General features: G+C 56.9%; 24 protein-coding genes. 18 read left to right on the top strand and 6 right to left on the bottom strand.

From position 1 onward, the window contains the following. The first annotated feature begins 10 nt into the window (after positions 1–10). The 11 genes from KPHS_09970 (at position 11) to KPHS_09870 (ending at position 11806) form a co-directional block, all read left to right on the top strand. Positions 11–1030, top strand: coding sequence for an acetoin:2,6-dichlorophenolindophenol oxidoreductase, beta subunit (locus tag KPHS_09970; RefSeq protein ID YP_005225297.1), 1020 nt, complete (start codon positions 11–13; stop codon positions 1028–1030). A 3-nt stretch (positions 1031–1033) separates the two neighbouring features. After that, complete coding sequence (locus tag KPHS_09960; RefSeq protein ID YP_005225296.1) at positions 1034–2569, top strand: dihydrolipoamide acetyltransferase; 1536 nt, start codon at positions 1034–1036, stop codon at positions 2567–2569. Then, positions 2559–3956, top strand: coding sequence for a dihydrolipoamide dehydrogenase (locus KPHS_09950; RefSeq protein YP_005225295.1), 1398 nt, complete (start codon positions 2559–2561; stop codon positions 3954–3956). The genes KPHS_09960 and KPHS_09950 overlap by 11 nt, the downstream gene beginning before the upstream one ends. 218 nt (positions 3957–4174) lie before the next feature. Continuing rightward, on the top strand, positions 4175–4384 hold the full coding sequence (locus KPHS_09940) for a hypothetical protein (RefSeq protein ID YP_005225294.1): 210 nt from the start codon (positions 4175–4177) through the stop codon (positions 4382–4384). Positions 4385–4897: 513 nt separating this feature from the next. Continuing rightward, positions 4898–5689 (top strand): putative phospho-2-dehydro-3-deoxyheptonate aldolase, encoded by a 792-nt coding sequence (locus KPHS_09930; protein YP_005225293.1) that lies wholly within the window; start codon positions 4898–4900, stop codon positions 5687–5689. 14 nt (positions 5690–5703) lie between these two features. Continuing rightward, complete coding sequence (locus KPHS_09920) at positions 5704–6255, top strand: transcriptional antiterminator of glycerol uptake operon (protein YP_005225292.1); 552 nt, start codon at positions 5704–5706, stop codon at positions 6253–6255. 20 nt (positions 6256–6275) lie between these two features. After that, positions 6276–7814, top strand: coding sequence for a putative L-xylulose kinase (locus KPHS_09910; protein ID YP_005225291.1), 1539 nt, complete (start codon positions 6276–6278; stop codon positions 7812–7814). 11 nt (positions 7815–7825) lie between these two features. Next, positions 7826–8587 (top strand): 3-oxoacyl-ACP reductase, encoded by a 762-nt coding sequence (locus KPHS_09900; protein ID YP_005225290.1) that lies wholly within the window; start codon positions 7826–7828, stop codon positions 8585–8587. Positions 8588–8603: 16 nt separating this feature from the next. Further along, on the top strand, positions 8604–9599 hold the full coding sequence (locus KPHS_09890) for a putative oxidoreductase protein (RefSeq protein ID YP_005225289.1): 996 nt from the start codon (positions 8604–8606) through the stop codon (positions 9597–9599). A gap of 88 nt (positions 9600–9687) precedes the next feature. Further along, the gene (locus KPHS_09880) at positions 9688–10950 is read left to right on the top strand and encodes a PTS galactitol transporter subunit IIC (protein ID YP_005225288.1); all 1263 of its coding nucleotides are present in this window, start codon (positions 9688–9690) and stop codon (positions 10948–10950) included. A 217-nt stretch (positions 10951–11167) separates the two neighbouring features. Further along, positions 11168–11806 carry a glutathione S-transferase family protein gene (locus KPHS_09870; RefSeq protein YP_005225287.1) on the top strand — a complete coding sequence of 213 codons (639 nt, stop codon included), beginning with the start codon at positions 11168–11170 and terminating at the stop codon, positions 11804–11806. A gap of 40 nt (positions 11807–11846) precedes the next feature. Here KPHS_09870 and KPHS_09860 read toward each other — a convergent pair whose 3' ends face one another. Together KPHS_09860 and KPHS_09850 are read right to left on the bottom strand one after the other, a co-directional pair. After that, positions 11847–12596: a KpLE2 phage-like element, putative methyltransferase gene (locus KPHS_09860; RefSeq protein YP_005225286.1), complete on the bottom strand. Its 750-nt coding sequence runs from the start codon at positions 12594–12596 to the stop codon at positions 11847–11849. Positions 12597–12653: 57 nt separating this feature from the next. Next, entirely contained in the window at positions 12654–12911 is a 258-nt protein-coding gene (locus KPHS_09850; RefSeq protein YP_005225285.1) for a YjhX family toxin, read from the bottom strand. Between the two features lie 422 nt (positions 12912–13333). Between KPHS_09850 and KPHS_09840 the strand changes: the two genes are divergently transcribed. From KPHS_09840 to KPHS_09790, 6 genes are all read left to right on the top strand, one after another. After that, entirely contained in the window at positions 13334–14350 is a 1017-nt protein-coding gene (locus KPHS_09840) for a carbon starvation induced protein CsiD (RefSeq protein ID YP_005225284.1), read from the top strand. A gap of 27 nt (positions 14351–14377) precedes the next feature. Next, positions 14378–15646, top strand: a complete 1269-nt coding sequence (locus KPHS_09830) for an L-2-hydroxyglutarate oxidase (protein ID YP_005225283.1) — start codon at positions 14378–14380, stop codon at positions 15644–15646. Positions 15647–15671: 25 nt separating this feature from the next. Further along, positions 15672–17120: a succinate-semialdehyde dehydrogenase I gene (locus KPHS_09820; RefSeq protein ID YP_005225282.1), complete on the top strand. Its 1449-nt coding sequence runs from the start codon at positions 15672–15674 to the stop codon at positions 17118–17120. A gap of 12 nt (positions 17121–17132) precedes the next feature. Beyond that, complete coding sequence (locus tag KPHS_09810) at positions 17133–18416, top strand: 4-aminobutyrate aminotransferase (RefSeq protein YP_005225281.1); 1284 nt, start codon at positions 17133–17135, stop codon at positions 18414–18416. Between the two features lie 135 nt (positions 18417–18551). After that, positions 18552–19952, top strand: coding sequence for a gamma-aminobutyrate transporter (locus tag KPHS_09800; RefSeq protein YP_005225280.1), 1401 nt, complete (start codon positions 18552–18554; stop codon positions 19950–19952). A 45-nt stretch (positions 19953–19997) separates the two neighbouring features. Further along, positions 19998–20690, top strand: a complete 693-nt coding sequence (locus KPHS_09790) for a DNA-binding transcriptional regulator CsiR (protein ID YP_005225279.1) — start codon at positions 19998–20000, stop codon at positions 20688–20690. 85 nt (positions 20691–20775) lie between these two features. Here KPHS_09790 and KPHS_09780 read toward each other — a convergent pair whose 3' ends face one another. From KPHS_09780 to KPHS_09760, 3 genes are all read right to left on the bottom strand, one after another. Then, entirely contained in the window at positions 20776–21174 is a 399-nt protein-coding gene (locus KPHS_09780) for a DNA-binding transcriptional regulator Crl (RefSeq protein YP_005225278.1), read from the bottom strand. A 57-nt stretch (positions 21175–21231) separates the two neighbouring features. Further along, positions 21232–22476 (bottom strand): fermentation/respiration switch protein, encoded by a 1245-nt coding sequence (locus tag KPHS_09770; protein ID YP_005225277.1) that lies wholly within the window; start codon positions 22474–22476, stop codon positions 21232–21234. A 105-nt stretch (positions 22477–22581) separates the two neighbouring features. Then, positions 22582–23040 (bottom strand): xanthine-guanine phosphoribosyltransferase, encoded by a 459-nt coding sequence (locus tag KPHS_09760; protein YP_005225276.1) that lies wholly within the window; start codon positions 23038–23040, stop codon positions 22582–22584. 257 nt (positions 23041–23297) lie between these two features. Here KPHS_09760 and KPHS_09750 point away from each other — a divergent pair, with 257 nt between their 5' ends. Continuing rightward, the gene (locus KPHS_09750) at positions 23298–24755 is read left to right on the top strand and encodes an aminoacyl-histidine dipeptidase (RefSeq protein YP_005225275.1); all 1458 of its coding nucleotides are present in this window, start codon (positions 23298–23300) and stop codon (positions 24753–24755) included. Between the two features lie 42 nt (positions 24756–24797). On the opposite strand, the gene KPHS_09740 is transcribed toward KPHS_09750, so the two are convergent. Beyond that, a complete protein-coding gene (locus KPHS_09740; RefSeq protein ID YP_005225274.1) occupies positions 24798–25250 on the bottom strand; it encodes a GNAT family N-acetyltransferase in 453 nt (150 codons plus the stop codon). Positions 25251–25252: the final 2 nt, after the last annotated feature.

The raw sequence follows: 25252 nt of genomic DNA, 5'->3' as shown, positions 1-25252 counted from the left end.
GGTGATAACCATGACAATAAAAACCTATCGTGAAGCGGTCAAGGAAGCCCTGGCTCAGGAAATGGAACGCGATGAACGCGTGGTGCTCATCGGTGAAGACTTGCGTGGCGGTCATGGCGGAAATGCGCCCGAAGAGGCTAAAATAGAAGCCTTTGGCGGTGTGCTGGGTGTCACTAAAGGGCTGTGGACGCAGTTCGGCTCCGATCGGGTGATCGACACGCCCATTACCGAGTCGGCCATCATCGGTATGGCGGCCGGCGCCGCAGCGACGGGTTTGCGGCCGGTCGCGGAATTGATGTTCATGGATTTTTTTGGCGTGAGCCACGATGCACTGTACAACCAGGCGGCTAAGTTCCGCTACATGTTTGGTGGCAAAGCCAGAGCTCCGCTGGTGATGCGAGGGATGATCGGCGCGGGGTTTTCTGCCGCAGCCCAGCATTCACAGTCACCCTATAATATCTTTGCCACCACGCCTGGACTGAAGGTGGTGGTGCCCTCGACGCCTTATGACGTCAAGGGTCTGTTAATCCAGTCCATTCGCGACGACGACCCGGTGGTATTCTGCGAGCATAAAATGCTGTACGACCTCAAGGGCGAGGTACCGGACGAGATCTATACCATCCCGCTAGGTGTAGCCAACTACACTCGCGAAGGGGAGGACGTCACCATCATTGCGTTGTCGGCAATGGTACATAAAGCAAACCAGGTGGCGGACAAACTGGCCAGAGAGGGGATCTCGGTCGAGGTGGTCGACCCGCGAACCATTTCGCCGCTGGATGAGGAAGGTATTCTGGAATCGGTGGCGTCCACGGGGCGGGTCGTGATTGTCGACGAATCCGCTGCACGCTTCGGTTTTGCTCATGATGTCGCGGCGCTGATTGCGTCCCAGGCATTCCATTTCCTCAAAGCGCCCGTTCTGCTGGTGACGCCGCCACACACGCCGGTCCCGTTCTCCCCTGCTCTCGAAAAACTCTGGATCCCTGGCGTTGAACGTATCGAAGCCGCCGTCCGTCAAGTGCTGGAGGATTAACCTATGAGCGAAATCAAGACGCTTGAAATGCCAAAGTGGGGGCTTTCCATGGAGGAAGGCTTGCTCGCTCGATGGGCAATCCAGGAGGGTGACGATTTCACCAGAGGGCAGGAAATATGTGAGATTGAAACCAGTAAAATCGTCAATGTGCTGGAGGCCCCCTTTGCCGGTACGTTACGTCGGATACTCGCCCGCGAGGGTGAGACGCTTCAGGTAGGCGCCGTGCTGGCCCTGGCGGCTGACGCGTCGGTCAGCGATGCTGAACTGGACGAATTTGTTGCCCGCCTGGCGACGGCGAAACCCGCAGCCCCAGGCCCGGAGGCTGCCGCGCCGGACGTAGCGGCACAGGCAGGCGCTAAGCCAGCTTCCGTTGTTTCGCCGCCATCCAACAGCCCCGAGCCCCCTGTTGGGCAGACCGTCATCCCCGTCAGTCTGCAAGGTGTGACCGATGTGACTCAGGTTAATGCCACGCCCCATGCGTTACGACTGTCTGCCCGCTGGGGTGTCGACCTGAAAAAAGTCCGCGGCAGCGGGCGCGGGGATCGTATCTCTGTTTCTGATCTGGAAAGCGCGATCGTTGCCGCCGGCGGTCGCCTGGCCTCTCCGACGCCCCCCGTTCGTCGCAGCAAAGCGCCCCGCTCGCATGCCGATGACAGCCAGGTATCGGCCACCCCGCTGGCGCGCCGCCTGGCCGGCAAACTGGGTATCAACTTGCATGACTGCCGAAGCAGCGGTTCACGCGGTCGGGTAAGTCGCGATGATGTGCTGGCCGCGGCGTTGTTACTCGACGAGCACCCGCAGACCAGTCCTGTGCAGGAGAGTGCCCCGGCCCCCTTTGAGAGCATCCCGATGTCCGGTATGCGGCGGGCTATCGCTTCTCGCCTGCAAACGTCCAAGCAACAGTCTCCCCATTTCCGTTTGAGCGTCGATCTCGATCTGGAGCGACTGTTAGCGTTACGTCAGGACATTAACCGCGAAGTACCCGGCGTCAAGATTTCGGTGAATGACCTGCTGGTGAAGGCCTGCGCCCTGGCGCTGGTGGCCGTGCCTGACGTCAATATCCAGTTTGATGAAGCGGCACAAAGTATCCGCCGCTTTACGGATGCCGACATTTCGGTGGCCGTTGCGCTGCCTGCCGGGCTAATTACCCCTATTGTTCGCTCGGCGAACCGGAAATCGATTAGCGACATATCGAACGAAATTCACTCGCTGGTGACCAGAGCCAAAGCGGGCACGCTGAAGCCGGAAGAGTTCCAGGGCGGGACCTTTAGCCTGTCAAATCTGGGGATGCTCGGCGTCCGGCAGTTTGACGCCATCATCAATCCACCGCAAAGCGCAATCCTCGCCATTGGCGCCGGCGAGGTCCGGGCGGTAGTACGCGACGGGCAAATCGTCGCGCGACAGCAAATGACGGTATCGCTATCCTGCGATCACCGGGTCATCGATGGCGCGGCAGGTGCGGCTTTTCTCCGGGAACTCAAGCGACTGATTGAAACCCCGACCTTGATGTTTATCCAGGAGACGAGCTATGCACGATAAATACGATGTGCTGATCATCGGCGGGGGTCCTGGGGGATACGTTGCCGCCATCCGTGCCGGCCAGCTAGGGCTTCGTACCGTATTAGTGGAAAAACAACATCTGGGCGGCATCTGCCTGAACTGGGGATGCATTCCAACCAAGGCGCTGCTGCATGGCGCTGAGGTTGCGCACACTATCACCCATGCCAGTCAGCTGGGCATCAGCGTGGGCGAGGTGAACGTCGATCTGCAGAAACTGGTGCAGTTTAGCCGTACCGTATCGCAACAGCTCACCGCTGGGGTTGCGTACCTGTTGAAGAAAAATGGCGTGAGGGTGATTGATGGCACCGCGCGGCTGCGCGGCAAGGGGCAAATCACGGTCGAGGATGCCCGAGGGGAGGCGCGCGATTACCGGGCCGATCACGTGATCCTGGCAACCGGCGCCCGACCACGCGCATTGCCAGGCATAGCGCCAGATGGCGAACATATCTGGACCTATTTCGAGGCGCTGCGGCCTAAGCTTTTACCCAAGTCGCTCTTAATCATCGGTTCAGGGGCGATTGGCGTCGAGTTCGCCAGCCTTTATAACGATCTGGGCTGTAAAGTGACGCTGGTCGAGCTAGCGTCGCAGATTTTGCCAGTGGAAGATGCCGAGGTGTCTGCAGCAGTGCGTAAGTCATTCGAAAAACGCGGTATTCAGATCCATACCCAGACCCTGGTGACGCAAGTACAGCTCACCGATACCGGGGTGCGCTGCACACTAAACAACACCGGCGGCGAATATTCTGAGGATGTCGAACGTGTGCTGCTGGCGGTCGGCGTACAGCCGAATATTGAAGATCTGGGGCTGGAAACGCTGGGCGTTGAGTTAGACCGCGGTTTTATCAAGACGGACGCGGCTTGTCGCACTAACGTATTTGGGCTTTATGCCATCGGCGATGTAGCCGGCCCGCCGTGTCTGGCGCACAAGGCCAGCCACGAAGGCGTGCTCTGCGTTGAGACCCTGGCCGGTGTCGAAGGCGCCCACCCTCTCGATCGCGACTATGTGCCTGGTTGCACTTATGCCCGGCCCCAGGTTGCCAGTCTGGGCCTGACGGAATCGACGGCCCTGGCAAGGGGACGGCCCATCAGGATCGGTAAGTTCTCTTATCAGAGCAATGGTAAGGCGCTGGCCAGCGGCGAGACAGAGGGTTTTGTGAAGACGATTTTCGATGCTGAAACCGGCGAGTTGCTGGGCGCGCATATGGTTGGCGCACAGGTCACGGAACAGATCCAGGGCTTTGGCATCGCCCGTCACCTGGAGGCCACAGACGAAAGCCTCCTGTCGATGATCTTTGCGCATCCGACACTTTCCGAAGCGATGCATGAGTCAATCCTCGCGGCCTGCGACCAACCGTTGCATCAATAAAAAATAAGGGAGGCGATAGCTGCGCGATACGGAGTAAGTTCCCGTTATCCCTCCCGCACTCCCCGGCAGAAGATCCACAACAACGGTTACGGCAGGATCTATTGATCTGAAACGCTAAGCGCCATGCGTAAATTCTGTATGTTTAGTAGACAACCAAACGACAGGAGGAGCGCTCTATGACACAGCACGAAAGGTTTTGCCAGGCCTGCGGAATGCCGATGTCCGCACCCGATGCGCAAGGGGCCAGCGATAAATATTGCGCGTATTGCAGCGACAGCGACGGTAATTTGAAATCCTGGGAAGAGGCCGTATCCGGTCTGGCGGCTTTTCTCGACGCCTGGCAAAAGGTGGGCGTAGCGGAATCACGGAAACGGGCAAAACGTTACCTGACGGCGATGCCTGCCTGGGCGCACAAAGCGGACGAGTAATTTGCCCGGGCGGCTGGAGGAAATCATCCCGGGGACAGACCGCCATGCCGACAACATTGCTATAGCGTTTTCGTACGCCATCCGGACAGGAATAAATGCGCGTTTGGGGATGACGACCTGAAGGCTGGAGCATGCATGGATGCGTTCTTCATGCGGATGAAATAAACGCCTGGCGTTCTCCCCTTGTCCGGATGCGTTATTGCCTAGTTTTTAAGGGGTCGGTTTCTGTATTTAACCCAGAACTTCTCAGGTAATACAACATATTGATGTGATGAATCTCTCATTTCAACGATACCAACTGGACAATAAGTTATCGCGTGTGTTAGTTATTTAATCACGCAAGAGAACAGATTTAATTTAAACAAAAGTTAAACCTTTCTCACTTTGCTAAAAAATTGCATTGATAATGCTTTGGATCCCTGAACCATTATCAAAAGGGTATGTGAACAGAAAGCCCTCAGAGACGCGAGTCTCTGAGGGCTTTTTTTGTTTTTTTATCTCAGGAGTAAATAAATGTCTAAAGAACGTCGTCTCTCAAGAATATTCGCAAAAGACGGTAAATCCGTGACCTTAGCGCTGGATGGCTACTATTTTTCCACGAAAACAAATGGTATTGATAATACGATAAATCAGCTCCCTGCTCTGGTGGAACACGGCCTGGATTGCGCGCTCGTCACGTACGGCATGTTGAAGAATTATCGGGAAGCATTGAACAGCGTTCCCGTTGTGTTACGCGTCGACAGCACGGTCAGTATCTTTGACAATACCGTTCCCGATACTACCCCCGTTTTTTCCGTCGAAGATGCGCTTAAAGTCGCTGCCGAGGGCGTGGTCTGCATGACCTTCCCCGGCGCCTTCAATGAAGAAAAAACCCACATTATGGCGATGCAACTCGCACAGGCAGCGGATCGCTGGAATGTACCGCTGATTGTCGAATCGCTCCCGTATGGTTATCCCGTCACCAGCGATGACTCTAACAATCCGGCCATCATCGCTGCATCGGCCCGCGCAGCGGTGGAGCTGGGCGCGGACGTCATCAAAACGCGTTTTACCGGTTCACCAGAGGACCGACTGATCGTTGAAGCTGCTGGCGTGCCGGTGCTTGCCTTAGGAGGGCCAAAAACCGGCATCGACGGTTACTTCAAATTTGTTCAGCACTGTATGCAGATGGGTGCGAAAGGCGTGGCTGTGGGACGAAACATTACCCAGGATCCGCAGCCGGCGAAAGTGGTAGCAGGTCTGAATGCCATCATCCATGAAAACGCAACAGCGGAAGATGCATACAGCCTCTACATGGCTAAATAACATCGGAAATTAATATGATTTCAAATAACACCATCATCCCTTCCATCAGGAAGTATAAATACTTTGAGAAAGCATTATCCTGCCAGTCAGAATATGTGCTGCTATCCGAAGCGAATATCGGCAATCTGCAGTCGCTGATTGGCAAATGCCATCAAAGCGGTAAGAAGGTCCTCGTTCACCTTGAATTACTGGGCGGCTTTAAACCGGATCAGGCGGGGATCAATCTGCTGAAAAATTATTACAAGGTTGATGGTGTTATTTCTTCCAATCTCTCCGCGCTACGCTACGCCAAAAAAGAGGGATTGCTGACCGTATATCGGGTTTTACTTATCGATTCGCGATCGCTTGATCAGTCGCTCGATATTGTTAAACACAGTCCACCGGACGCAATTGAAATCTTACCTGCTGAATATGCCTGCCAGTGTCTGGAGTTGATTAGCCGAAATTTGAAAGGCTTTGATGTGGTATTCATCGCCGGAGGCTTTGTTAAGCGCAAATACCTTGTAGATAAAATATTCCATGCCGGATTTAAAGGGATAACCACCAGCGAGCCCGGCTTATGGTAACCAATAAGGAGTCCACGCGAATGAAAGATGAATACGTCATGGGCATCGACAATGGTGGAACCGTCACCAAGGCAGCCATCTATGACCGTAAAGGACAGGTGCTCGCCATCGCCTCAAAATCCACGCAGATGCTGACACCCCGGGAATTCCACACAGAGCGCAGTATCGATGAGCTGTGGGCCGCGAATGTCGAAGTGATTAAAAAAGCGATTGAGCAATCAGGTATCGACGCCAGCCAGATAAAAGGAGTGGCCGTCACCGGTCATGGTAACGGTCTGTATCTGGTCGACGAAGAAGGTCACCCGGTGCGTAACGGCATTATATCCACCGATAGCCGGGCAAAAGAGTACGTTGAGAGATGGCAACGCTCACCAGAATTCCTTACCGACATTTTGCCAAAAACGATGCAGTCCATCTGGGCCGGACAACCTGTCGCCCTGCTGGCATGGCTGAAGGATTTCGAGCCCGAGACGCTGCAAAAAGCGCGTTATATTTTTATGGTCAAGGACCTGATCCGTTTTTACCTGACCGGAGAGGCTTTTCTTGAGCTGACCGATATCTCAGGGACCAACCTGATCAACGTACGTGACTGCAAGTATGACGATGAACTACTGGCATGGTGGGAACTTGATGAACTGCGGGACAAATTGCCCCCCATCAAACGCTCAACAGAATGCTGCGGAAAAATCACTGACGACGTGGCCCGTCTGACCGGTTTATGCGCAGGTACGCCGGTTTCTGGCGGGGTGTTTGATATCTCGGCCTCTTCCATTGCCTCGGGGATTAACAGTCTCGATAAGATGGCGATCGTCACCGGCACCTGGAGCATAAACGAATACGTTACCGACCACCCGGTTATTGATAAAGATCTGTTTATGACCTCCATTTATCCCATTGAAGGTAAATGGCTCATCACCGAGGCCAGCCCCACCTCCGCGAGCAACCTGGAGTGGTTTATTAACAACTTTATGGAGAGCGATCGGAAAACCTCCGCCGAACAAGGATCGTCGGTCTATGACCTGTGTAATAAGCTGGTTTCATCAACGACGCCGGATGAAAGCCACCTGCTGTTCTTTCCGTTCGTGTTTGGCTCTAACACCATTCCCGATGCCTCGGCCGGCTTTATCGGTGTCAACAGCTTCCATAAAAAAGCCCATTTTCTGCGGGCGATTTATGAGGGCGTGGCCTTCAGCCATCTCTACCACACCGAGCGCTTACGCAATATTAACCCGAAGCTAAGCCACACTATTCGTATTGCTGGCGGCGTCACGAACTCCCCGGTCTGGCTGCAGATATTCGCCGATATCTTCCAGGCCACGCTGGAAATCGTTGACGTCAAAGAGCACGGGACCTTGGGTACCGCGATGACCGCCGCCGTTATGGTGGGCTGGTTTGCGGAGGTATTTGCTGCCTCAAACGATATGGTCCATGTCTCACGCACCGTCTCCCCTAATCCGGAAAACCACCGGGTCTACCAGACCAAATACCAGCTTTATAAAAACCTGTTATCAGAAATGCAGTCGCCGTGGAAAAGCTGCAGTAACTACATCGCGCACTAAGTGAGGAAAAAATGGATCTGAATTTAACGAATCGTACGGCCATCGTGACAGGCGGCGCAACCGGCCTGGGGAGAGAGTTTGTTCTTTCTCTCGCCAAAGAAGGCGTCAATATCTGCTTTACCTATATGCGTGAGGAAGAGCATCCCGAACGGCTGATCGAAACGGTGAAGACCAGCGCGAACGTAGAGATCATCGCGGTCAAAACCGATCTCTCTGACGAGCAGAGCCGGGAAAATCTGTTTGCCACCTGTATCGACAGACTGGGCAAAGCCGACATTCTGGTGAATAACGCCGGGATCTGGCTGAGCGGCTACGTCACCGAGATCAGCCCGCAGGACTGGGATCTGGTGATGAATGTCAATCTGAAAGCCATCTTCCATCTCAGCCAGCTGTTTGTAAATCACTGCCTGCAGCATGACCAGATGGGCAGCATTCTGAATATTACCTCGCAGGCTGCGTTCCACGGCTCCACGACAGGACATGCGCACTACGCGGCAAGTAAGGCCGGCCTGGTCGCCTTTGCTATCTCACTGGCGCGGGAAGTCGCCAAACAAAAAATCAATGTGAACAATATCGCCGTCGGGATCATGGATACTGCGATGATCCGTAAGAACATTGAGCAAAACCCTGACTCTTACGTCAGTCGTATTCCGGTGGGCCGCGTGGCCCAGCCGCAAGAAATTGCCGACATCGGTGTCTTCATGGTTTCTCCTAAGACCAGCTATATGACGGGAGCAACTCTGGACGTTACCGGCGGTATGTTGATGCGTTAATCTAGGGAGAATCATTATGAAATGTCTGGCAATTGCCGATCTGTTTATCAATGCAGCGATGATGGAATCAGGACTGAAAGCGCTCAGGGATAACGGGATTGAAGTAGAAGTACGCGAGTGGTCACATGACTCCGTTGAGAAACTTCAGGAAGATAATCTGCGGGTTGAACAGGAAGGAGCAGAAGCCGTGGCCTTACCGGAAGCGCTGCTTCAGGGAACGGATGATATTGACATCCTGATCACTCAGTTTGCCCCGGTCAATACTGCGGTGTTCGATAAACTACCAAAGCTGAAATATGTAGGCGTGCTCCGCGGTGGCGTGGAAAACGTGAATCTTCAGGTGGCGAACGCCCGGGGCGTTGAGGTGATGAACACCCCGGGGCGTAACGCTCGCAGCGTCGCCGAATTCACGGTCGGCATGATCCTGGCGGAAATGCGCAATATCGCCCGTTCACACGATGCCCTGCGTGACAAATACTGGCGTAAAGACAGTCCGAACCATCAGGCGATCCCGGAGCTTGGCGGAAAAGTCGTGGGGCTGGTTGGCCTCGGTCATATTGCCCAACTGGTCGCGGGATTTCTCAGCGGCTTTGGCACGGAGATTATCTTTTACGATAAGTACGTTGCAGGCCATGAACGTTATGAGAAAGTCGATTCTCTGGACGAACTGGTACAACGCGCCGACGTTATCTCGTTACATGCTCGCCTGACGCCGGAAACCGAAAATCTGATTAACGCACACCATTTCGCGCTTATGAAGCGCAGTGCCATCATTGTTAACACGGCACGCTCCGGGTTAATCAATGAAAAAGAGATGATTGATGCGCTCAGATCCGGGCAAATCATGGGCGCCGCGCTTGATACCTTTGATGACGAGCCGCTTCCAGACGACAGTGCATTCTATACTCTGAATAACGTGACCATTACGCCGCATATTGCCGGGAGTACCATTGACGCATTCAGTAATTCGCCCAAACTCTTCGCTGAGATCCTTTTAAAGAAACTCAGTTAAATATTAAAAGAACCATTAAAGGTATTAACAGGGCCCAATGGGCACGGGTTTACTCGTGCCCAATTCGCCCGCCTTTTAAGGAATCATTATGGATATTATCAACAGCATTATTAGTCTGGGGGCATCAGTAATGATGCCAGTAATATTCTTTATTATCGCGCTTTGCTTTGGCGTTAAAATCGGTACGGCATTTAAAGCAGGGATGCTGGTAGGCATTGGTTTTGAAGGGGTGGGGCTGGTGATTGGCCTGCTGCTGACAAACCTGGGCCCGGCATCGCAGGCGATGGTTGAGCGTATCGGCCTGCAGTTAACGGTCGTTGATACCGGTTGGCCTACCGCATCGACCATTGGCTGGGGTTCGCCGCTGATGCTGCCCGTCGTGGTGGGCTTTATCGTCATCAACCTGGCCATGCTTCTGTTGAAATTAACCAAAACGGTGAATATCGATATTTTTAACTACTGGATTTTCCTGATCATGGGGTCTGTGGTCTATGCCGGAACGGGAAATTACTGGCTTTCGGTCGGTATTACATTCGCTATTTTTGTGTTGACGCTATTGGCGGCAGATTTAACGGCGCCGTATTTACAAAAAAACTATAATCTTAAAGGGATATCATTCCCCCATCTTACCTGTATAGCTTACGTGCCGTTTGGCATTGCCTGTAATTACATCATTGAAAAGACCCCGCTTATCAATAAAATCAATTTCGATCCGGAAAGTATTAATAAAAAATTCGGCGTTTTTGGCGAGCCTCTTACTCTGGGGTTCGTACTGGGACTGCTGTTGGCCTTCCTGGCGGGATATGACGTTTCCGCGGCCGTTTCACTGGCCATTAAGGTTTCAGCCGCCATGCTGCTGCTGCCTAAAATGATTGAAATTCTGGTGCAGGGATTGTTGATTGTCCGTGATGCCGCTGAAGCAAAACTGAAGGCTAAATTCCCGGGGCGCGATTTTTACATCGGGATGGATACGGCGTTACTGATCGGTGAACCTTCGGTACTGGCGACCGGTCTGCTGTTAATCCCTATGGCTGTGGTGCTGTCTATCATTCTGCCCGGCAACCGCGTACTGCCCTTTGTCGATCTGGCTTCCTTAATGTTCCTGCTGGCAATGGTCACGCCGTTCTGTAAACGAAATATGTTCCGCATGTTCATAACCGGAACCCTGATCGTGACCTGCATCCTGTATGTCGGGACGGACATTTCGCAAGAATACACTCAGGCGGCGGTGAACTCGCATATTCCGGTGCCGGAAGGGATGGCCGAGATCACCAATATCGTCGGCGGCGCCACGACGCCTGTCGGCTGGCTGGCCGTCAAATTTGGCGAGTTTTTTAGCGCCACACATTAGTACAAGACCACTCAAGTAAACAGAGGGCAAACTGCTGCCCTCTGCTTCTTCCTCTTATACTGTGCACTGAATAGCTGGCTCAGCTACGCCCCTGGTTTGAACATCTGACCAGCGCGTCCGCCCCCTGCGCGGCGAGGTGGCTCATTTCTTTTGTACCCCCTCCCGTTTTCAACCCAACCTGCTATGCTCCTTCTTTCCCTGTTCTCTGGAGATCCCGATGCTGACCATCTGGGGCCGAAAAACCTCCTCTAACGTGCAGGCGCTGATGTGGTGTGTTGGCGAGCTTGGGTTGGACTATCTCCGGTTCGACGTGGGGCATCGCTATGGCGGTACCGACAGCGAGGCGTTTTATCAGCTCAATCCCAATCGTACGGTACCAGTGCTGCAGGATGACGAAAATCCGCCGCTGTGGGAAACCGGCGCGATCCTTCGCTATTTAGCCAGTCGCTACGCCGACGACGCCTTCTGGCCGGGCGAACTGCTGGCTCGTACTGAGGTTGATCGCTGGGCCGAGTGGTCAAAGCAGAATATCGCCCTCGGCTTTACGACGCCGGTGTTCTGGCGCGTGGTGCGCACGCCTGCCGCCGAGCGGGATCCGCAGGCCATCGCCGCGGCGGTGACGGCCCTGGAGCAAAAGCTGGCGATTGCCGAGGCACGTCTCGCCGGGAGTCGCTATCTGGTGGGCGATACGTTCACCCTGGCCGATATCCAGTTTGGTCATGTGCTGTACCGCTACTTTGCAATCGATATCCCCCGTCGTCCCCTCCCCCACCTTGCGGCGTATTATGCACGGCTAACCTCACGGCCCGCCTTTCGCCAGCACGTCATGGTCAGCTACGACGAACTGAAGGTCTGAAGGTGGTCGGTAGCGCCTCCTGACGCTACCGACATACCGGTTAACGCGCCATCAGGACAAACACGCCCCAGCCGAGATATTCCCGGGTCCAGGTGACGTGGTGTAGCGGCGCAGTGGTCAACTGCTGGCGAACCTCCGGTGCGAAGTCATCGTGCGGATTGGCCTCCAGCCAGCGGCGCATTGTCAGCCATTTCGCCGCTTCATAACGATCCCAGCCCTCCTGGTCGGCCAGCACCATCTCCACCACGTCATAGCCCAGTTCGCCAAAGTGGGCGACCAGCGCCGGTAGCGTCAGGAAGTCATCGGGTGACTGCGCGCCGCAGGCAATCGCCTCTTCTGCCGTGGCCGGACGTTTGCGCCACCATGGCTCGCCGATAAGCAACATGCCGCCTGGGGTAAGGCTCTGCTTCAGCAGCTCGATTGTGCCTGCCACCCCGCCGCCGATCCACGTGGCCCCCACGCAGGCGGCAACATCGCACGGCTGGCTGGCGACATATCCGCTGGCATCCTGGTGCACAAAGGTTACCCGGTCGCTTACCCCGAGCTCCTCTGCCCGGGCGGCCGCCTGCTGACTGAACAGCAGGCTCATGTCTACGCCGGTGCCGACGATCTGATGATCGCGCGCCCAGCTACAGAGCATCTCGCCGGAGCCGCTGCCGAGGTCGAGAATGGTGGTGCCCGGCGCCATTCGCAGCGCCCGTCCCAGCGTGGCGTACTTTTCCGGGGTAAAAGGGTTATGGATACGGTGCTCGCTTTCACTGATGGTAAAAATGCGAGGGATATCGATCATGAGGTTTTCTCCTTGAGAGCCATACGCCCGGGCAGCGACCCTGCCCGGGTCGCTATTTCAGCGGTTGTCCGCTTGCGCGCGAACGTTATTCAAACCGGTCGTGTTGATCCGGTACGGCTGGCCGTTCACCGACTTAATCAGCTTTTTGGTTTTGAGCTTTTTGAAGACCGCAAGGGTGCAGTCGCTCAGCAACAGCCCTTCGCGGGTGTAACATTCAACGGCGGTAATGCGGCCGGAGGTATCGCGGACGTGCGCAATACGGCCACCTTTGGCGAGAACGTGTAAGGTCCGTTGTTCCTGACGGGATAAATTCATACTGAAACCTGTTCATTATCATGTGCGAAAACATGCCTACACCCGCAGGTGTGTGCGTAAGGTTTAAGCGCAGCGATAATCAGTCCGGCCTGGGCAGGTCGGGAAACTGATTATCTGATAATGACATTCTCCAGCATCGAAGCCTCAGTGAGCATTGAAAGGTATTTACCAGCTGAATATTAACACCTTCATCTGGTAAGGATATTGTGCAGATTAAAAACTGTGACCGGTATTACGATTTCCCTCGGCCCTATCCCCATTTTGCGCTATCCGCCACCCGCTCTGTTCCGCAACTTTCACCACCACCTTATCCCCCCTCCCGTATTGTTAAATAATTATTGTCAGATCACAAAATGGAAACAAAAAGGCCATTTCGTACGCATTTTATAAAAATGTAGATATTTTTAATTTATGGCTACGAAATGAACATCACCCTGACCTTACAGCGAGGAACGATCCTGATGAACGCCCTGACCGCAGTAAAACCGACACCCGCGCCGGTAGCCCAGCAATACCCTGGCTTTTCTTTCACCCCTTCCGCCCAGTCGCCGCGCCTGCTGGAGCTCACCTTTTCCGCCGAAACGACCACGCAATTCCTGCAGCAGGTCGCGCAGTGGCCGGTGCAGGCGCTGGAGTACAAATCTTTCTTACGCTTCCAGGTCGGCAAGATCCTCGACGATCTGTGTGGCAATCAGCTGCAGCCGTTGCTGATCAAAACATTGCTCGATCGCGCGGAAGGCGCGCTGCTTATCAACGGCGAAGGGATCGATCACGTCAGCCAGGCCGAGGAGATGGTCAAGCTGGCCACCGCCGTCGCCCACCTGATTGGTCGTTCCAACTTCGACGCCATGAGCGGTCAGTATTACGCCCGCTTCGTGGTGAAAAATGTCGATAACTCAGACAGCTACCTGCGCCAACCGCACCGGGTGATGGAGCTGCACAACGACGGCACCTACGTCGAAGAGCAAACCGACTACGTATTAATGATGAAGATCGACGAGCAGAACATGCAGGGCGGCAATTCCCTGCTGCTGCATCTCGACGACTGGGAGCATCTCGACGAATTTTTCCGCGACCCGCTGGCTCGCCGCCCAATGCGCTGGGCCGCGCCGCCGAGCAAAAACGTCAGCAAGGATGTTTTCCACCCGGTGTTCGACGTCGATTCGCTGGGCCGCCCGGTAATGCGCTATATCGACCAGTTCGTCCAGCCGAAAGATTTCGAAGAAGGCACCTGGCTGAGCCGCCTCTCCGACGCGCTGGAGACCAGCAAAAACATCCTTTCCATACCGGTGCCGGTGGGCAAATTTCTGCTCATTAACAACCTGTTCTGGCTGCACGGCCGCGACCGCTTTACGCCGCACCCGGACCTGCGCCGCGAGCTGATGCGCCAGCGCGGCTACTTTGCGTATTCCACGAATCATTACCAGACTCATCAATAAGGGTTTTCAGGCGAAGGAATTGAGTGGATGTATGATTTCGTGATTATCGGCGGCGGCATCATCGGCATGTCGACCGCCATGCAGTTAATTGAGATTTACCCGGACGCCCGCATTGCGCTGCTGGAAAAAGAGGCCGGCCCGGCCTGCCATCAGACTGGCCACAACAGCGGCGTGATCCACGCCGGGGTGTATTACACGCCCGGCAGCCTCAAGGCGCAGTTTTGCCTCGCCGGCAACCGCGCCACCAAGGCCTTTTGCGAGCAGAACGGCATCCGCTATGACGTCTGCGGCAAAATGCTGGTCGCCACCTCACCGCTGGAGATGGAGCGGATGCGCGCCCTGTGGGATCGCACCGCCGCCAATGGCCTGCAGCGCGAGTGGCTAAGCGCCGGGGAGCTACGCGAGCGCGAACCGAACATTACCGGGCTCGGCGGGATCTTCGTCCCTTCCAGTGGCATCGTCAGCTACCGCGAAGTGGCGGCGGCAATGGCGAAGAACTTCGAAGCGAAAGGCGGAACGATCGTCTACAACGCCGAAGTCAGCGCCCTGAAAGAACATGCCAGCGGCGTGGTGATCCGCACCCGCCAGGGCGGAGAATATGAGGCCTCGACGCTGATCGCCTGTTCGGGCTTGATGGCCGATCGGCTGGTAAAAATGCTCGGCGTCGACCCCGGATTTATCATTTGTCCGTTCCGCGGCGAGTATTTCCAGCTGGCACCGCAGCACAACCAGATCGTCAACCATTTGATCTATCCGATCCCCGATCCGGCGATGCCGTTCCTCGGCGTCCACCTGACCCGCATGATCGACGGCAGCGTCACCGTCGGCCCCAACGCCGTGCTGGCTCTGAAGCGCGAAGGCTACCGCAAGCGCGATATCTCGCTGGCCGATACCCTGGAGATCCTCACCTCGCCCGGCATCCGCCGGGTACTGCAAAACAACCTGCGCTCCGGACTGGGCGAAATGAAGAATTCGCTGTGCAGAAGCGGCTATCTGCGGCTGGTGCAAAAATACTGCCCGAGCCTGACGCTGAGCGATTTACGCCCGTGGCCGGCCGGCGTGCGGGCGCAGGCCGTGTCGCCGCAGGGCAAGCTGATCGACGATTTTCTCTTCGTTACCACCGCGCGTTCGATACATACCTGCAATGCGCCATCGCCAGCGGCCACCTCCGCTATCCCGATCGGCGCGCATATCGTCAGCAAGGTGCAGAGCCTGCTGGCCAGCCAGAGCAATCCCGGACGCACGCTGCGTGCGGCACGTAGCGTGGAGACACTACACGCCGCTTTTACCCGTTAACCCCCCCTGAAGACAGGAAGCAATTATGCAACTCAACGATATGACACTGTTTCGCCAGCAGGCGCTGATCGATGGCCAGTGGCGCGATGCGCCCAACGGCGACGTGATTGCGGTCACCAACCCGGCCAACGGCGAGCAGCTCGGCAGCGTGCCGAAAATGGGCGCCGATGAAACCCGCGAAGCGATTGAAGCCGCCAATCGCGCCCTACCCGCCTGGCGCGCCCTGACCGCCAAAGAGCGGGCGAACATTCTGCGCCGCTGGTTCGATCTTATGATGGAGAATCAGGACGATCTCGCTCGCCTGATGACCCTCGAGCAGGGAAAACCGTTGGCGGAAGCCAAAGGCGAAATCAGCTACGCCGCCTCCTTTATTGAGTGGTTCGCCGAAGAAGGTAAGCGCATCTACGGCGACACCATTCCCGGCCACCAGGCCGACAAGCGCCTGCTGGTGATTAAGCAGCCCATCGGCGTTACCGCCGCCATCACGCCGTGGAACTTCCCGGCGGCGATGATCACCCGCAAAGCGGGCCCGGCGCTGGCCGCCGGCTGCACCATGGTCCTGAAACCGGCCAGCCAGACGCCGTTTTCCGCGCTGGCGCTGGCCGAACTGGCGAATCGCGCCGGGATCCCCGCCGGAGTGTTCAACGTGGTCACCGGCTCCGCCGGCGCGGTCGGCGGCGAACTGACCAGCAACCCGCTGGTGCGCAAGCTCTCCTTTACCGGCTCTACCGAGATTGGCCGCCAGCTGATGGAGCAGTGCGCGAAAGACATCAAAAAAGTCTCCCTGGAGCTGGGCGGCAACGCGCCGTTTATCGTCTTTGACGATGCCGACCTCGATAAAGCCGTCGAGGGGGCGCTGGCGTCGAAGTTCCGCAACGCCGGGCAGACCTGCGTCTGCGCCAACCGCCTGTACGTCCAGGACGGGGTGTATGACCGTTTCGCCGAGAAGCTGCAGCAGGCGGTGGAAAAACTGCGCATTGGCGACGGCCTGCAGGACGGCGTCACCACCGGCCCGCTGATCGACGAGAAAGCCGTGGCCAAAGTTGAAGAACACATTGCCGATGCCATCGCCAAAGGCGCGAAGGTGGTCACCGGCGGCAAACCGCACGCCCTGGGTGGCAACTTCTTCCAGCCGACCATCCTGGTCAACGTTCCCGACAGCGCCAAAGTGGCGAAAGAGGAGACCTTCGGCCCGCTGGCCCCGCTGTTCCGCTTTAAAGATGAAGCCGACGTCATTGCCCAGGCCAACGATACCGAGTTCGGTCTCGCCGCCTATTTCTACGCCCGCGATCTGAGCCGCGTCTTCCGCGTCGGCGAAGCGCTGGAGTACGGCATCATCGGCATCAATACCGGCATTATCTCCACCGAAGTCGCGCCGTTCGGCGGCGTTAAGGCCTCCGGCCTCGGCCGCGAAGGGTCGAAGTACGGCATCGAAGATTACTTAGAAATCAAATATATGTGCATTGGCCTTTAACAGGAGCGACGGATGAACAGCAATAAAGCAATGATGGCGCGTCGCAGCGACGCGGTCCCGCGCGGCGTCGGCCAGATCCACCCTATCTTCGCCGAACGCGCGGAGAACTGCCGGGTGTGGGACGTGGAAGGCCGGGAATATCTCGATTTTGCCGGCGGTATCGCGGTGCTCAATACCGGCCACCTGCATCCGCAGGTTGTCGCCGCCGTCGAAGACCAGCTGAAAAAGCTGTCGCATACCTGCTTCCAGGTGCTGGCCTATGAGCCTTATCTGGCGCTGTGCGAAAAGATGAATCAAAAGGTGCCCGGTGATTTCGCCAAGAAAACCCTGCTGGTCACCACCGGGTCGGAAGCGGTGGAGAACGCGGTGAAGATCGCCCGCGCGGCAACCGGGCGCAGCGGCGCTATCGCCTTCACCGGCGCCTATCACGGCCGCACCCATTACACCCTGTCGCTGACCGGCAAAGTGAATCCTTACTCCGCCGGTATGGGCTTAATGCCGGGCCATGTCTATCGCGCCCTCTACCCATGCGCGCTGCACGGCGTCAGTGATGACGAGGCGATCGCCAGCATCCATCGCATCTTCAAAAACGATGCCGCGCCGGAAGATATCGCCGCCATCATTATTGAGCCGGTGCAGGGTGAAGGCGGGTTCTATGCCGCCTCCCCGGCCTTTATGCAGCGCCTGCGCGCCCTGTGCGACGAGCACGGCATTATGCTCATCGCCGATGAGGTCCAGAGCGGCGCGGGCCGCACCGGTACCCTGTTCGCCATGGAGCAGATGGGCGTCGCGGCGGATATCACCACCTTCGCCAAATCCATCGCCGGCGGTTTCCCGCTGGCGGGCGTCACCGGCCGCGCGGAGGTGATGGACGCCATCGCCCCCGGCGGACTGGGCGGCACCTACGCCGGCAACCCCATCGCCTGCGCCGCCGCCCTGGCGGTATTACAGATTTTCGAGCAGGAGAATCTGCTGGAAAAAGCCAACCAGCTCGGCGACACCCTGCGCCAGGGCCTGCTGGCGATCGCTGAAGATCATCCGGAGATCGGCGACGTGCGCGGTCTGGGGGCGATGATCGCCATTGAGCTGTTTGAAGAGGGCGACCGCAGCAGGCCGAACGCCAGGCTGACGGCGGATATCGTCGCCCGCGCCCGCGACAAAGGCCTGATCCTGCTCTCCTGCGGGCCGTACTACAACGTGCTGCGCATCCTGGTGCCGCTGACCATCGAAGAGGCGCAGATCGAGCAGGGGCTCAAGATCATCGCCGACTGCTTTAGCGAGGCGAAACAGGCATAGAACAGAACACATGCGGAAGCGAAGTACGTTCGTAAGGGAATGAAGACGAGACCTGCAAAACAACAATAATACGCGTGCCCCGGCGCGGGAACGTCGGGGCGCTCTCCCAGGTGACACACTTCGAGAGGGTAAATGATGGGGCAACTGTCGCAATCACAGGATTTAGGGGCGGGGCTGAAGTCGCGCCACGTCACGATGTTATCTATCGCCGGGGTGATCGGCGCGAGTTTATTTGTCGGATCCAGCGTCGCCATTGCCGAGGCAGGCCCGGCGGTGCTGCTGGCCTATCTGTTTGCCGGGCTGCTGGTGGTGATGATTATGCGTATGCTGGCCGAAATGGCGGTCGCCACGCCGGATACCGGCTCCTTTTCCACCTACGCCGATAAAGCCATCGGCCGCTGGGCGGGGTATACCATCGGCTGGCTGTACTGGTGGTTCTGGGTCCTGGTTATTCCGCTGGAAGCCAATATCGCGGCGATTATTCTGCATTCGTGGGTGCCGGGCGTCCCGGTGTGGTTGTTCTCCCTGGTCATCACTCTCGCCCTCACCGGCAGTAACCTGCTGAGCGTCAAGAACTACGGCGAATTCGAGTTCTGGCTGGCGCTGTGCAAAGTGATCGCTATTCTGGCGTTTATCGTACTGGGCGCGGTCGCCATTACCGGCTTTTATCCCTATGCCGAAGTGAGCGGCATTTCGCGTCTGTGGGATCACGGCGGCTTTATGCCTAACGGCTTCGGCGCGGTGCTGAGCGCGATGCTGATCACCATGTTCTCGTTTATGGGCGCGGAGATCGTCACCATTGCCGCCGCCGAATCGGATACCCCGGATAAACATATCGTGCGCGCCACCAACTCGGTGATCTGGCGTATCTCTATTTTTTATCTGTGCTCGATCTTTATCGTCGTCGCCCTCATCCCATGGAATATGCCGGGGCTGAAGAGCATCGGCTCCTACCGCTCGGTGCTCGAGCTGCTGCATATTCCCTATGCCAAGCTGATTATGGACGGCGTGATCCTCCTGTCGGTCACCAGCTGTCTGAACTCGGCGCTGTATACCGCCTCGCGGATGCTCTACTCCCTGAGCCGTCGCGGCGATGCGCCGGCCATTATGGGCCGGACCAACCGCAGCAAAACGCCATACGTGGCGGTGCTGCTCTCTACCGGCGCGGCGTTCCTCACCGTAGTGGTGAACTACTATGCCCCCGCCAAGGTGTTTAAATTTCTCATCGACAGCTCCGGCGCCATCGCCCTGCTGGTCTATCTGGTGATTGCCGTTTCACAACTGCGGATGCGCAAAATCCTTCAGGCGCAAGGCGGCGAAATCCGTCTGAGAATGTGGCTCTATCCGTACCTGACCTGGCTGGTGATCGCCTTTATCACCTTCGTGCTGGTGGTGATGCTGTTCCGTCCGGCACAGCAGCTGGAGGTGATCTCTACCGGCCTGTTAGCTCTGGGAATTATTTGTACGGTACCGATTATGTCACGCTGGAAAAAGCTGGTATTGTGGCAAAAACTGCCGCTGCAAAATACGCGTTAACCCTGTTCCCGGCGCCCGCCGGGAAGAGTATTCAGGAGTAAGAACATGACCGCCATTCCCCAGGCGACGGCCATTGACGGGTACCGTTGGTTAAAAAACGACATCATCTGCGGGGTTTACCACCCCGATGAGAAGCTGCGGATGAGCCTGCTGACGTCGCGCTATGGCCTGGGGGTCGGTCCGCTGCGCGAGGCGCTTTCGCAACTGGTGGCCGAGCGGCTGGTAACGGTGGTCAATCAGAAAGGCTATCGGGTGGCGCCCATGTCGGAACAGGAGCTTCTCGATATCTTCGACGCGCGCGCCAACATGGAGGCCATGCTGGTGCGTCTCGCCATTGAACGCGGCGGCGACGAGTGGGAAGCCGAGCTGCTGGCCCGCGCCCATCTGCTCAACAAGCTGGAGTCGTGCGAAGCGAGTGAGCACCTACTCGATGAATGGGACCAGCGCCATCAGGCGTTTCACACCGCCATCGTCGCCGGCTGCGGTTCGCAGTATCTGCTGCAGATGCGCGAACGGCTGTTCGATCTGGCGGCGCGCTACCGCTTCATCTGGCTGCGCACCACCGTGCTGTCGGTGGAGATGCTGGAAGATAAGCATGTCCAGCATCAGACCCTGGTGGACGCTATTCTGGCGCGCGACGCCGAACAGGCCAGCGCGCTGATGCGTGAGCACTTACTGACTCCGATCCCGATTATTCAACAGGCGATGGCTGGCAAGCTGTCGCCGCAGGCAGGGTGAGTCAGATGGAGGGGTGGAAATTACGGGTATGGCGGCACGCATCTCCACGCCGCACGGGCGTGGAGAAATCGTATCCGTAGATCAATCAGGCTCGCAGGCGAACCGGCTCGCTGAAATCGTCGGCCGGTTCCAGCTTCAGATTAAAGGTGGTCAGCAGCGCTGCTGCGCGCTCGTGAAACTCGCGCAGCGTTTTTTCCAGCCTGTCGCTCACTTCCGGGTCGTCAATGTCGACCGCCTGCCATGATCCTTCCTTATTGAACAGGCCAAACTGGTAGCTATAGGTGAAACGTGACTCCTGTGCTTCCATTTCCATCCACCAGCCCCAGAATTCACGCTTCTCCGGTGCGGGCTTAACATTGACGCAAACTGCCAGGCAATCGAAAAAGAAACGGTTGTCATGGCACTGCTCTTCGCGAATGTAAGGCCCCAGCGCCGTGAATTTCTTGATCAACTTACTTTTCAGGTGTCCACTCGGTAACGTCATTGCGATCTCCTTTAGTGATGCAACTGTTTTACCAAACCAATAGAATTTAGCAATAAATTAACCAAATCTATGATTGATCCAGCGGGCGATCTGTCGCAATGCGTGATCAAAATTGCGATACACCGGGTTAAACGGGATCTCCAGCAGTTTGCCATCGGCAGATGACGAGGTGATTAACCGCGACTCCTCTTCGGGGCTGAACGGATCGTCCTTCCAGAAGCCGGAGAGCATCGGCGTCGGGCAACGGCGCCCCAGCAGTCCCTGGGTTTTTAACGAATAGCGGTTGAGCTCCACGCGTAGCGCTTCATCGGAGGCGTCATGCATGCCCAGCCGCGAAGCCAGCACGTCAAGATACATCTCCGGCACGCGCCCCTGATGCAGGGGATCCACCAGCAGACCATGAACGACCGGGCCCAGACAGGCTACAGCCTTCAGCCGCTGCGGCTCCAGATAGCCCAGACGCACCGCGATATTGGCGCCAAAGCGGAAGCCGAAAGCGGCGACCCGGGTATGGTCAATCCACGGCACATTTTCCAGATGGCGCAGCGCGTGCTGATGCAGCAGGCTGGTGTCCTGATTTAGCGTCCATTTTGACGAGAAGCCGATGGAGGGCATATCAATGGTCAGCATGGCAATGCCGAGCGGTGAGAAGTAGTTCTCATACAGGTTGTAATAATCGGTCTGCAGCGAGTCCAGCCCCCCGCACATCAGCACCGTCGGAAACGGCCCCTCGCCTTTCGGCATATGCAAAAACCCGGTTATCGGCGAGCCGCCAGGGATGGTGAACTCCAGCTCGCGCAGCGAGCCCGGCAGCCGCTGGGCGGCTTCTTCATACGCCCGGTTGGCTAAAGCCTGCGCCTGTTCCGCCAGCTCATCGCCTTTAATATGCGGATAAGCGGCAATGCTATACAGGTTCGAGGCATGCAGCCAGTGGCGGCCGCTCAGCAAAGGATCGGCTTCCTGCCCGGCCTTTTGCTGCCACTGCATGGCTTCTTTCGCCCACTCGAAGATCCAGTTGCCGCCGCGATAGCCGATGACGGTATCGAACAGCTCAGGATCGGTTCGTTCGGCCTCGCTCATCACAATGCGCGCTTGCACATCGAGGATCTCCTGCGGAGTTACGCCGCGCCAGATCCACATCAAACGGTTGATCAGACGGTACCAGTGATCGACGTGATTGCCGCTCAGCGCCGACTGCATCGCCTGGGGTTTTCCGGCAGAAAACCGACGCACCAGCGTAGAAGTTTCGGGATGTTTGAAGCGAGGTTTAAACAGCGTTTCGCTGAGGTTAGCCTGTGACATGTGCAGTCTCCGTCGTAGTGCCACTCCGGATATTGTAACCTGCTAAAGGATAAAAAAAACCACGCCCGGCAAGCCGGGCGTGGTAAATAGCACTGTCCTGAAGAATTAACGACCTGCGATAGGCGGTACAAACACCACGCCCATATCCCACGGCTGTTCAATCCAGGTATCCTGCGGAATATCCACAACGTAATCGTCCACCAGCGGGCGGCCTGCCGGCTTGGCGAAAATGGTGACAAAGTGCGCTTTGGGATACATTTCGCGGATCGCCACGGCGGTACCGCCGGTATCCACCAGATCGTCGATGACGATAAAGCCTTCGCCATCGCCTTCCGCACGTTTCAGCACTTTCAGCTCGCGCTGGTTATCATGGTCGTAGCTGGAGATGCATACGGTATCAACATGACGAATGCCCAGTTCACGCGCCAGTAAGGCTCCCGGTACCAGTCCGCCGCGGCTAACGGCAATAATGCCTTTCCATTGCTCAACCGGCAGCAGACGGCTGGCCAGTTTGCGGGCGTGAATCTGCAACATGTCCCAGGTGACGACGTATTTTTCGCTCATGTGAAGTGTCCCAGCCTGTGTAATACGGCTTAAATAATGTTCGAGGGGGAAAATGGTTGCGCGAGATTATAGAGATCTGACGCACTAAAAACCAGTGTTAAGCGGTTTGCGCAACGCTTTTTGCGTTGTTTACACTACCTGCGGCGGTGGAAAGTGGTATTCTCAACCCCATCGCGCAAGCCCGGGCTTGTTGTGTATTTTAACGCTAACCCTCGTCCTGCAACCGCTGTATGCAGGAGTCTGTAAGGAGACTTACCGTGTCTGAACTGTCTCAACTATCCCCGCAGCCGCTTTGGGATATTTTTGCCAAGATTTGCTCCATCCCGCACCCGTCCTATCACGAAGAACAGCTCGCCGAGCATATTATGGGTTGGGCAAAAGAAAAAGGCTTACATGCGGAACGCGACCAGGTTGGCAACATTCTGATTCGTAAAGGCGCGACTGCCGGTATGGAAAACCGTAAGCCGGTAGCGCTGCAGGCGCACCTCGATATGGTGCCGCAGAAAAATAACGACACCGTCCACGACTTCGTTAAAGATCCGATCCAGCCGTACATTGACGGCGAATGGGTGAAAGCGCGCGGCACCACGCTGGGCGCGGACAACGGTATCGGAATGGCGTCCGCACTGGCGGTACTGGCCGATGATAGCGTCGCTCACGGCCCGCTGGAAGTGCTGCTGACCATGACCGAAGAAGCCGGTATGGACGGCGCGTTCGGTCTGCAGGCCAACTGGCTACAGGCCGATATCCTGATCAACACCGACTCCGAAGAAGAAGGCGAAATCTATATGGGTTGCGCCGGCGGGATCGATTTCACCTCTAACCTGGCGCTGACCCGCGAAGCGATTCCCGCCGGGTTCCAGAGCTTTAAAGTCACCTTAAAAGGGCTGAAAGGCGGCCACTCCGGCGGTGATATCCACCTTGGTCTGGGTAATGCCAACAAGCTGCTGTCGCGCTTCCTCGCCGGCCACGCCGATGAGCTGGATCTGCGTCTGGTCGATTTCAACGGCGGCACGTTGCGCAACGCCATCCCGCGTGAAGCTTACGCTACTGTCGCCGTCGCCGCGGATAAAGCCGATGCGCTGAAAGCGCTGGTGAATACTTACCAGGCGCTGCTGAAAAACGAGCTGGAGGCCAAAGAGAAGAACCTGGTGGTGCTCGTGGAAGCGGTCGATAACGACAAAGCGGCGCTGACTCAGGCTTCCCGCGACACTTTCATCCGTCTGCTGAACGCCACGCCGAACGGGGTTATCCGCAACTCTGACGTGGCGAAAGGCGTAGTGGAAACTTCGCTGAACGTCGGCGTCGTCACCATGACCGATGACAACGTACAGATCCACTGCCTGATCCGCTCGCTGATCGACAGCGGCAAAGACTACGTGGTCAGCATGCTGGATTCTCTGGGTAAGCTGGCGGGGGCGAAAACCGAAGCCAAAGGCGCTTACCCTGGCTGGCAACCGGACGCCAATTCGCCGGTGATGCACCTGGTACGCGAGACTTACCAGCGTCTGTTCAACAAGACGCCGAACATCCAGATCATTCACGCCGGTCTGGAATGCGGTCTGTTCAAAAAACCGTATCCGGAGATGGACATGGTCTCCATCGGGCCAACCATTACCGGTCCGCACTCCCCGGATGAGCAGGTCCATATCGAGAGCGTCGGTCAATACTGGACGCTGCTGACCGAGCTGCTGAAAGCCATTCCGGCTAAATAAGCCCCACAACCGGCGGCGGCCCGCCGCCGGTTTTACCCCGCATCACCTTAGCGCCACGCGTTTTTCCATCCGGTAATTAATAAACCACTCCCCGCGCGCCGCCACCCGTTGCTCAGCCACCACCTTAAAACCATGAGCCGTAAAACAGGGCTTTGCGGTAATGCTGGCGTCCACCGTCAGGATTTGCGCTGGATACTGAACGCAGAGCGCCTCGATAAGCGCGCCGCCGATACCCTGGCGGGCACGATCCGGCGAGACGAACAGCAAATCGATATGCGTCCCGATGGCGGTGATAAAGCCAACCGGCTGGCTGTTGACCACGGCCACCAGGCCGATTGAGTCGGCCAGCTTTTGTCGCCAGCGCGTCTCATCCACCTGCGCCCAGGCCGCGATCTGCCCCGGGGTATAGTCCCGACTGGCGGTTTCCCGCACCGCGCGCAGAAAGATCTGGCAGAGCAGTGGCAAATCGCTGTCGCGGTAAGCACGAATATGCATGG

The sequence above is a fragment of the Klebsiella pneumoniae subsp. pneumoniae HS11286 genome (genome assembly GCF_000240185.1).
In the GTDB taxonomy this organism is placed as follows: Bacteria; Pseudomonadota; Gammaproteobacteria; order Enterobacterales; family Enterobacteriaceae; genus Klebsiella; species Klebsiella pneumoniae.
This window is presented reverse-complemented; position numbering and strand designations above follow the sequence as displayed.

What these genes read in the sequence shown, in the direction of transcription:
- KPHS_09970 (YP_005225297.1), top strand. Translation starts at nt 11, where the DNA reads ATGACAATAAAAACCTATCGTGAAGCGGTCAAGGAAGCCCTGGCTCAG.
- KPHS_09960 (YP_005225296.1), top strand. Translation starts at nt 1,034, where the DNA reads ATGAGCGAAATCAAGACGCTTGAAATGCCAAAGTGGGGGCTTTCCATG.
- KPHS_09950 (YP_005225295.1), top strand. Translation starts at nt 2,559, where the DNA reads ATGCACGATAAATACGATGTGCTGATCATCGGCGGGGGTCCTGGGGGA.
- KPHS_09940 (YP_005225294.1), top strand. Translation starts at nt 4,175, where the DNA reads ATGTCCGCACCCGATGCGCAAGGGGCCAGCGATAAATATTGCGCGTAT.
- KPHS_09930 (YP_005225293.1), top strand. Translation starts at nt 4,898, where the DNA reads ATGTCTAAAGAACGTCGTCTCTCAAGAATATTCGCAAAAGACGGTAAA.
- KPHS_09920 (YP_005225292.1), top strand. Translation starts at nt 5,704, where the DNA reads ATGATTTCAAATAACACCATCATCCCTTCCATCAGGAAGTATAAATAC.
- KPHS_09910 (YP_005225291.1), top strand. Translation starts at nt 6,276, where the DNA reads ATGAAAGATGAATACGTCATGGGCATCGACAATGGTGGAACCGTCACC.
- KPHS_09900 (YP_005225290.1), top strand. Translation starts at nt 7,826, where the DNA reads ATGGATCTGAATTTAACGAATCGTACGGCCATCGTGACAGGCGGCGCA.
- KPHS_09890 (YP_005225289.1), top strand. Translation starts at nt 8,604, where the DNA reads ATGAAATGTCTGGCAATTGCCGATCTGTTTATCAATGCAGCGATGATG.
- KPHS_09880 (YP_005225288.1), top strand. Translation starts at nt 9,688, where the DNA reads ATGGATATTATCAACAGCATTATTAGTCTGGGGGCATCAGTAATGATG.
- KPHS_09870 (YP_005225287.1), top strand. Translation starts at nt 11,168, where the DNA reads ATGCTGACCATCTGGGGCCGAAAAACCTCCTCTAACGTGCAGGCGCTG.
- KPHS_09860 (YP_005225286.1), bottom strand. Translation starts at nt 12,596, where the DNA reads ATGATCGATATCCCTCGCATTTTTACCATCAGTGAAAGCGAGCACCGT.
- KPHS_09850 (YP_005225285.1), bottom strand. Translation starts at nt 12,911, where the DNA reads ATGAATTTATCCCGTCAGGAACAACGGACCTTACACGTTCTCGCCAAA.
- KPHS_09840 (YP_005225284.1), top strand. Translation starts at nt 13,334, where the DNA reads ATGAACATCACCCTGACCTTACAGCGAGGAACGATCCTGATGAACGCC.
- KPHS_09830 (YP_005225283.1), top strand. Translation starts at nt 14,378, where the DNA reads ATGTATGATTTCGTGATTATCGGCGGCGGCATCATCGGCATGTCGACC.
- KPHS_09820 (YP_005225282.1), top strand. Translation starts at nt 15,672, where the DNA reads ATGCAACTCAACGATATGACACTGTTTCGCCAGCAGGCGCTGATCGAT.
- KPHS_09810 (YP_005225281.1), top strand. Translation starts at nt 17,133, where the DNA reads ATGAACAGCAATAAAGCAATGATGGCGCGTCGCAGCGACGCGGTCCCG.
- KPHS_09800 (YP_005225280.1), top strand. Translation starts at nt 18,552, where the DNA reads ATGGGGCAACTGTCGCAATCACAGGATTTAGGGGCGGGGCTGAAGTCG.
- KPHS_09790 (YP_005225279.1), top strand. Translation starts at nt 19,998, where the DNA reads ATGACCGCCATTCCCCAGGCGACGGCCATTGACGGGTACCGTTGGTTA.
- KPHS_09780 (YP_005225278.1), bottom strand. Translation starts at nt 21,174, where the DNA reads ATGACGTTACCGAGTGGACACCTGAAAAGTAAGTTGATCAAGAAATTC.
- KPHS_09770 (YP_005225277.1), bottom strand. Translation starts at nt 22,476, where the DNA reads ATGTCACAGGCTAACCTCAGCGAAACGCTGTTTAAACCTCGCTTCAAA.
- KPHS_09760 (YP_005225276.1), bottom strand. Translation starts at nt 23,040, where the DNA reads ATGAGCGAAAAATACGTCGTCACCTGGGACATGTTGCAGATTCACGCC.
- KPHS_09740 (YP_005225274.1), bottom strand. Translation starts at nt 25,250, where the DNA reads ATGCATATTCGTGCTTACCGCGACAGCGATTTGCCACTGCTCTGCCAG.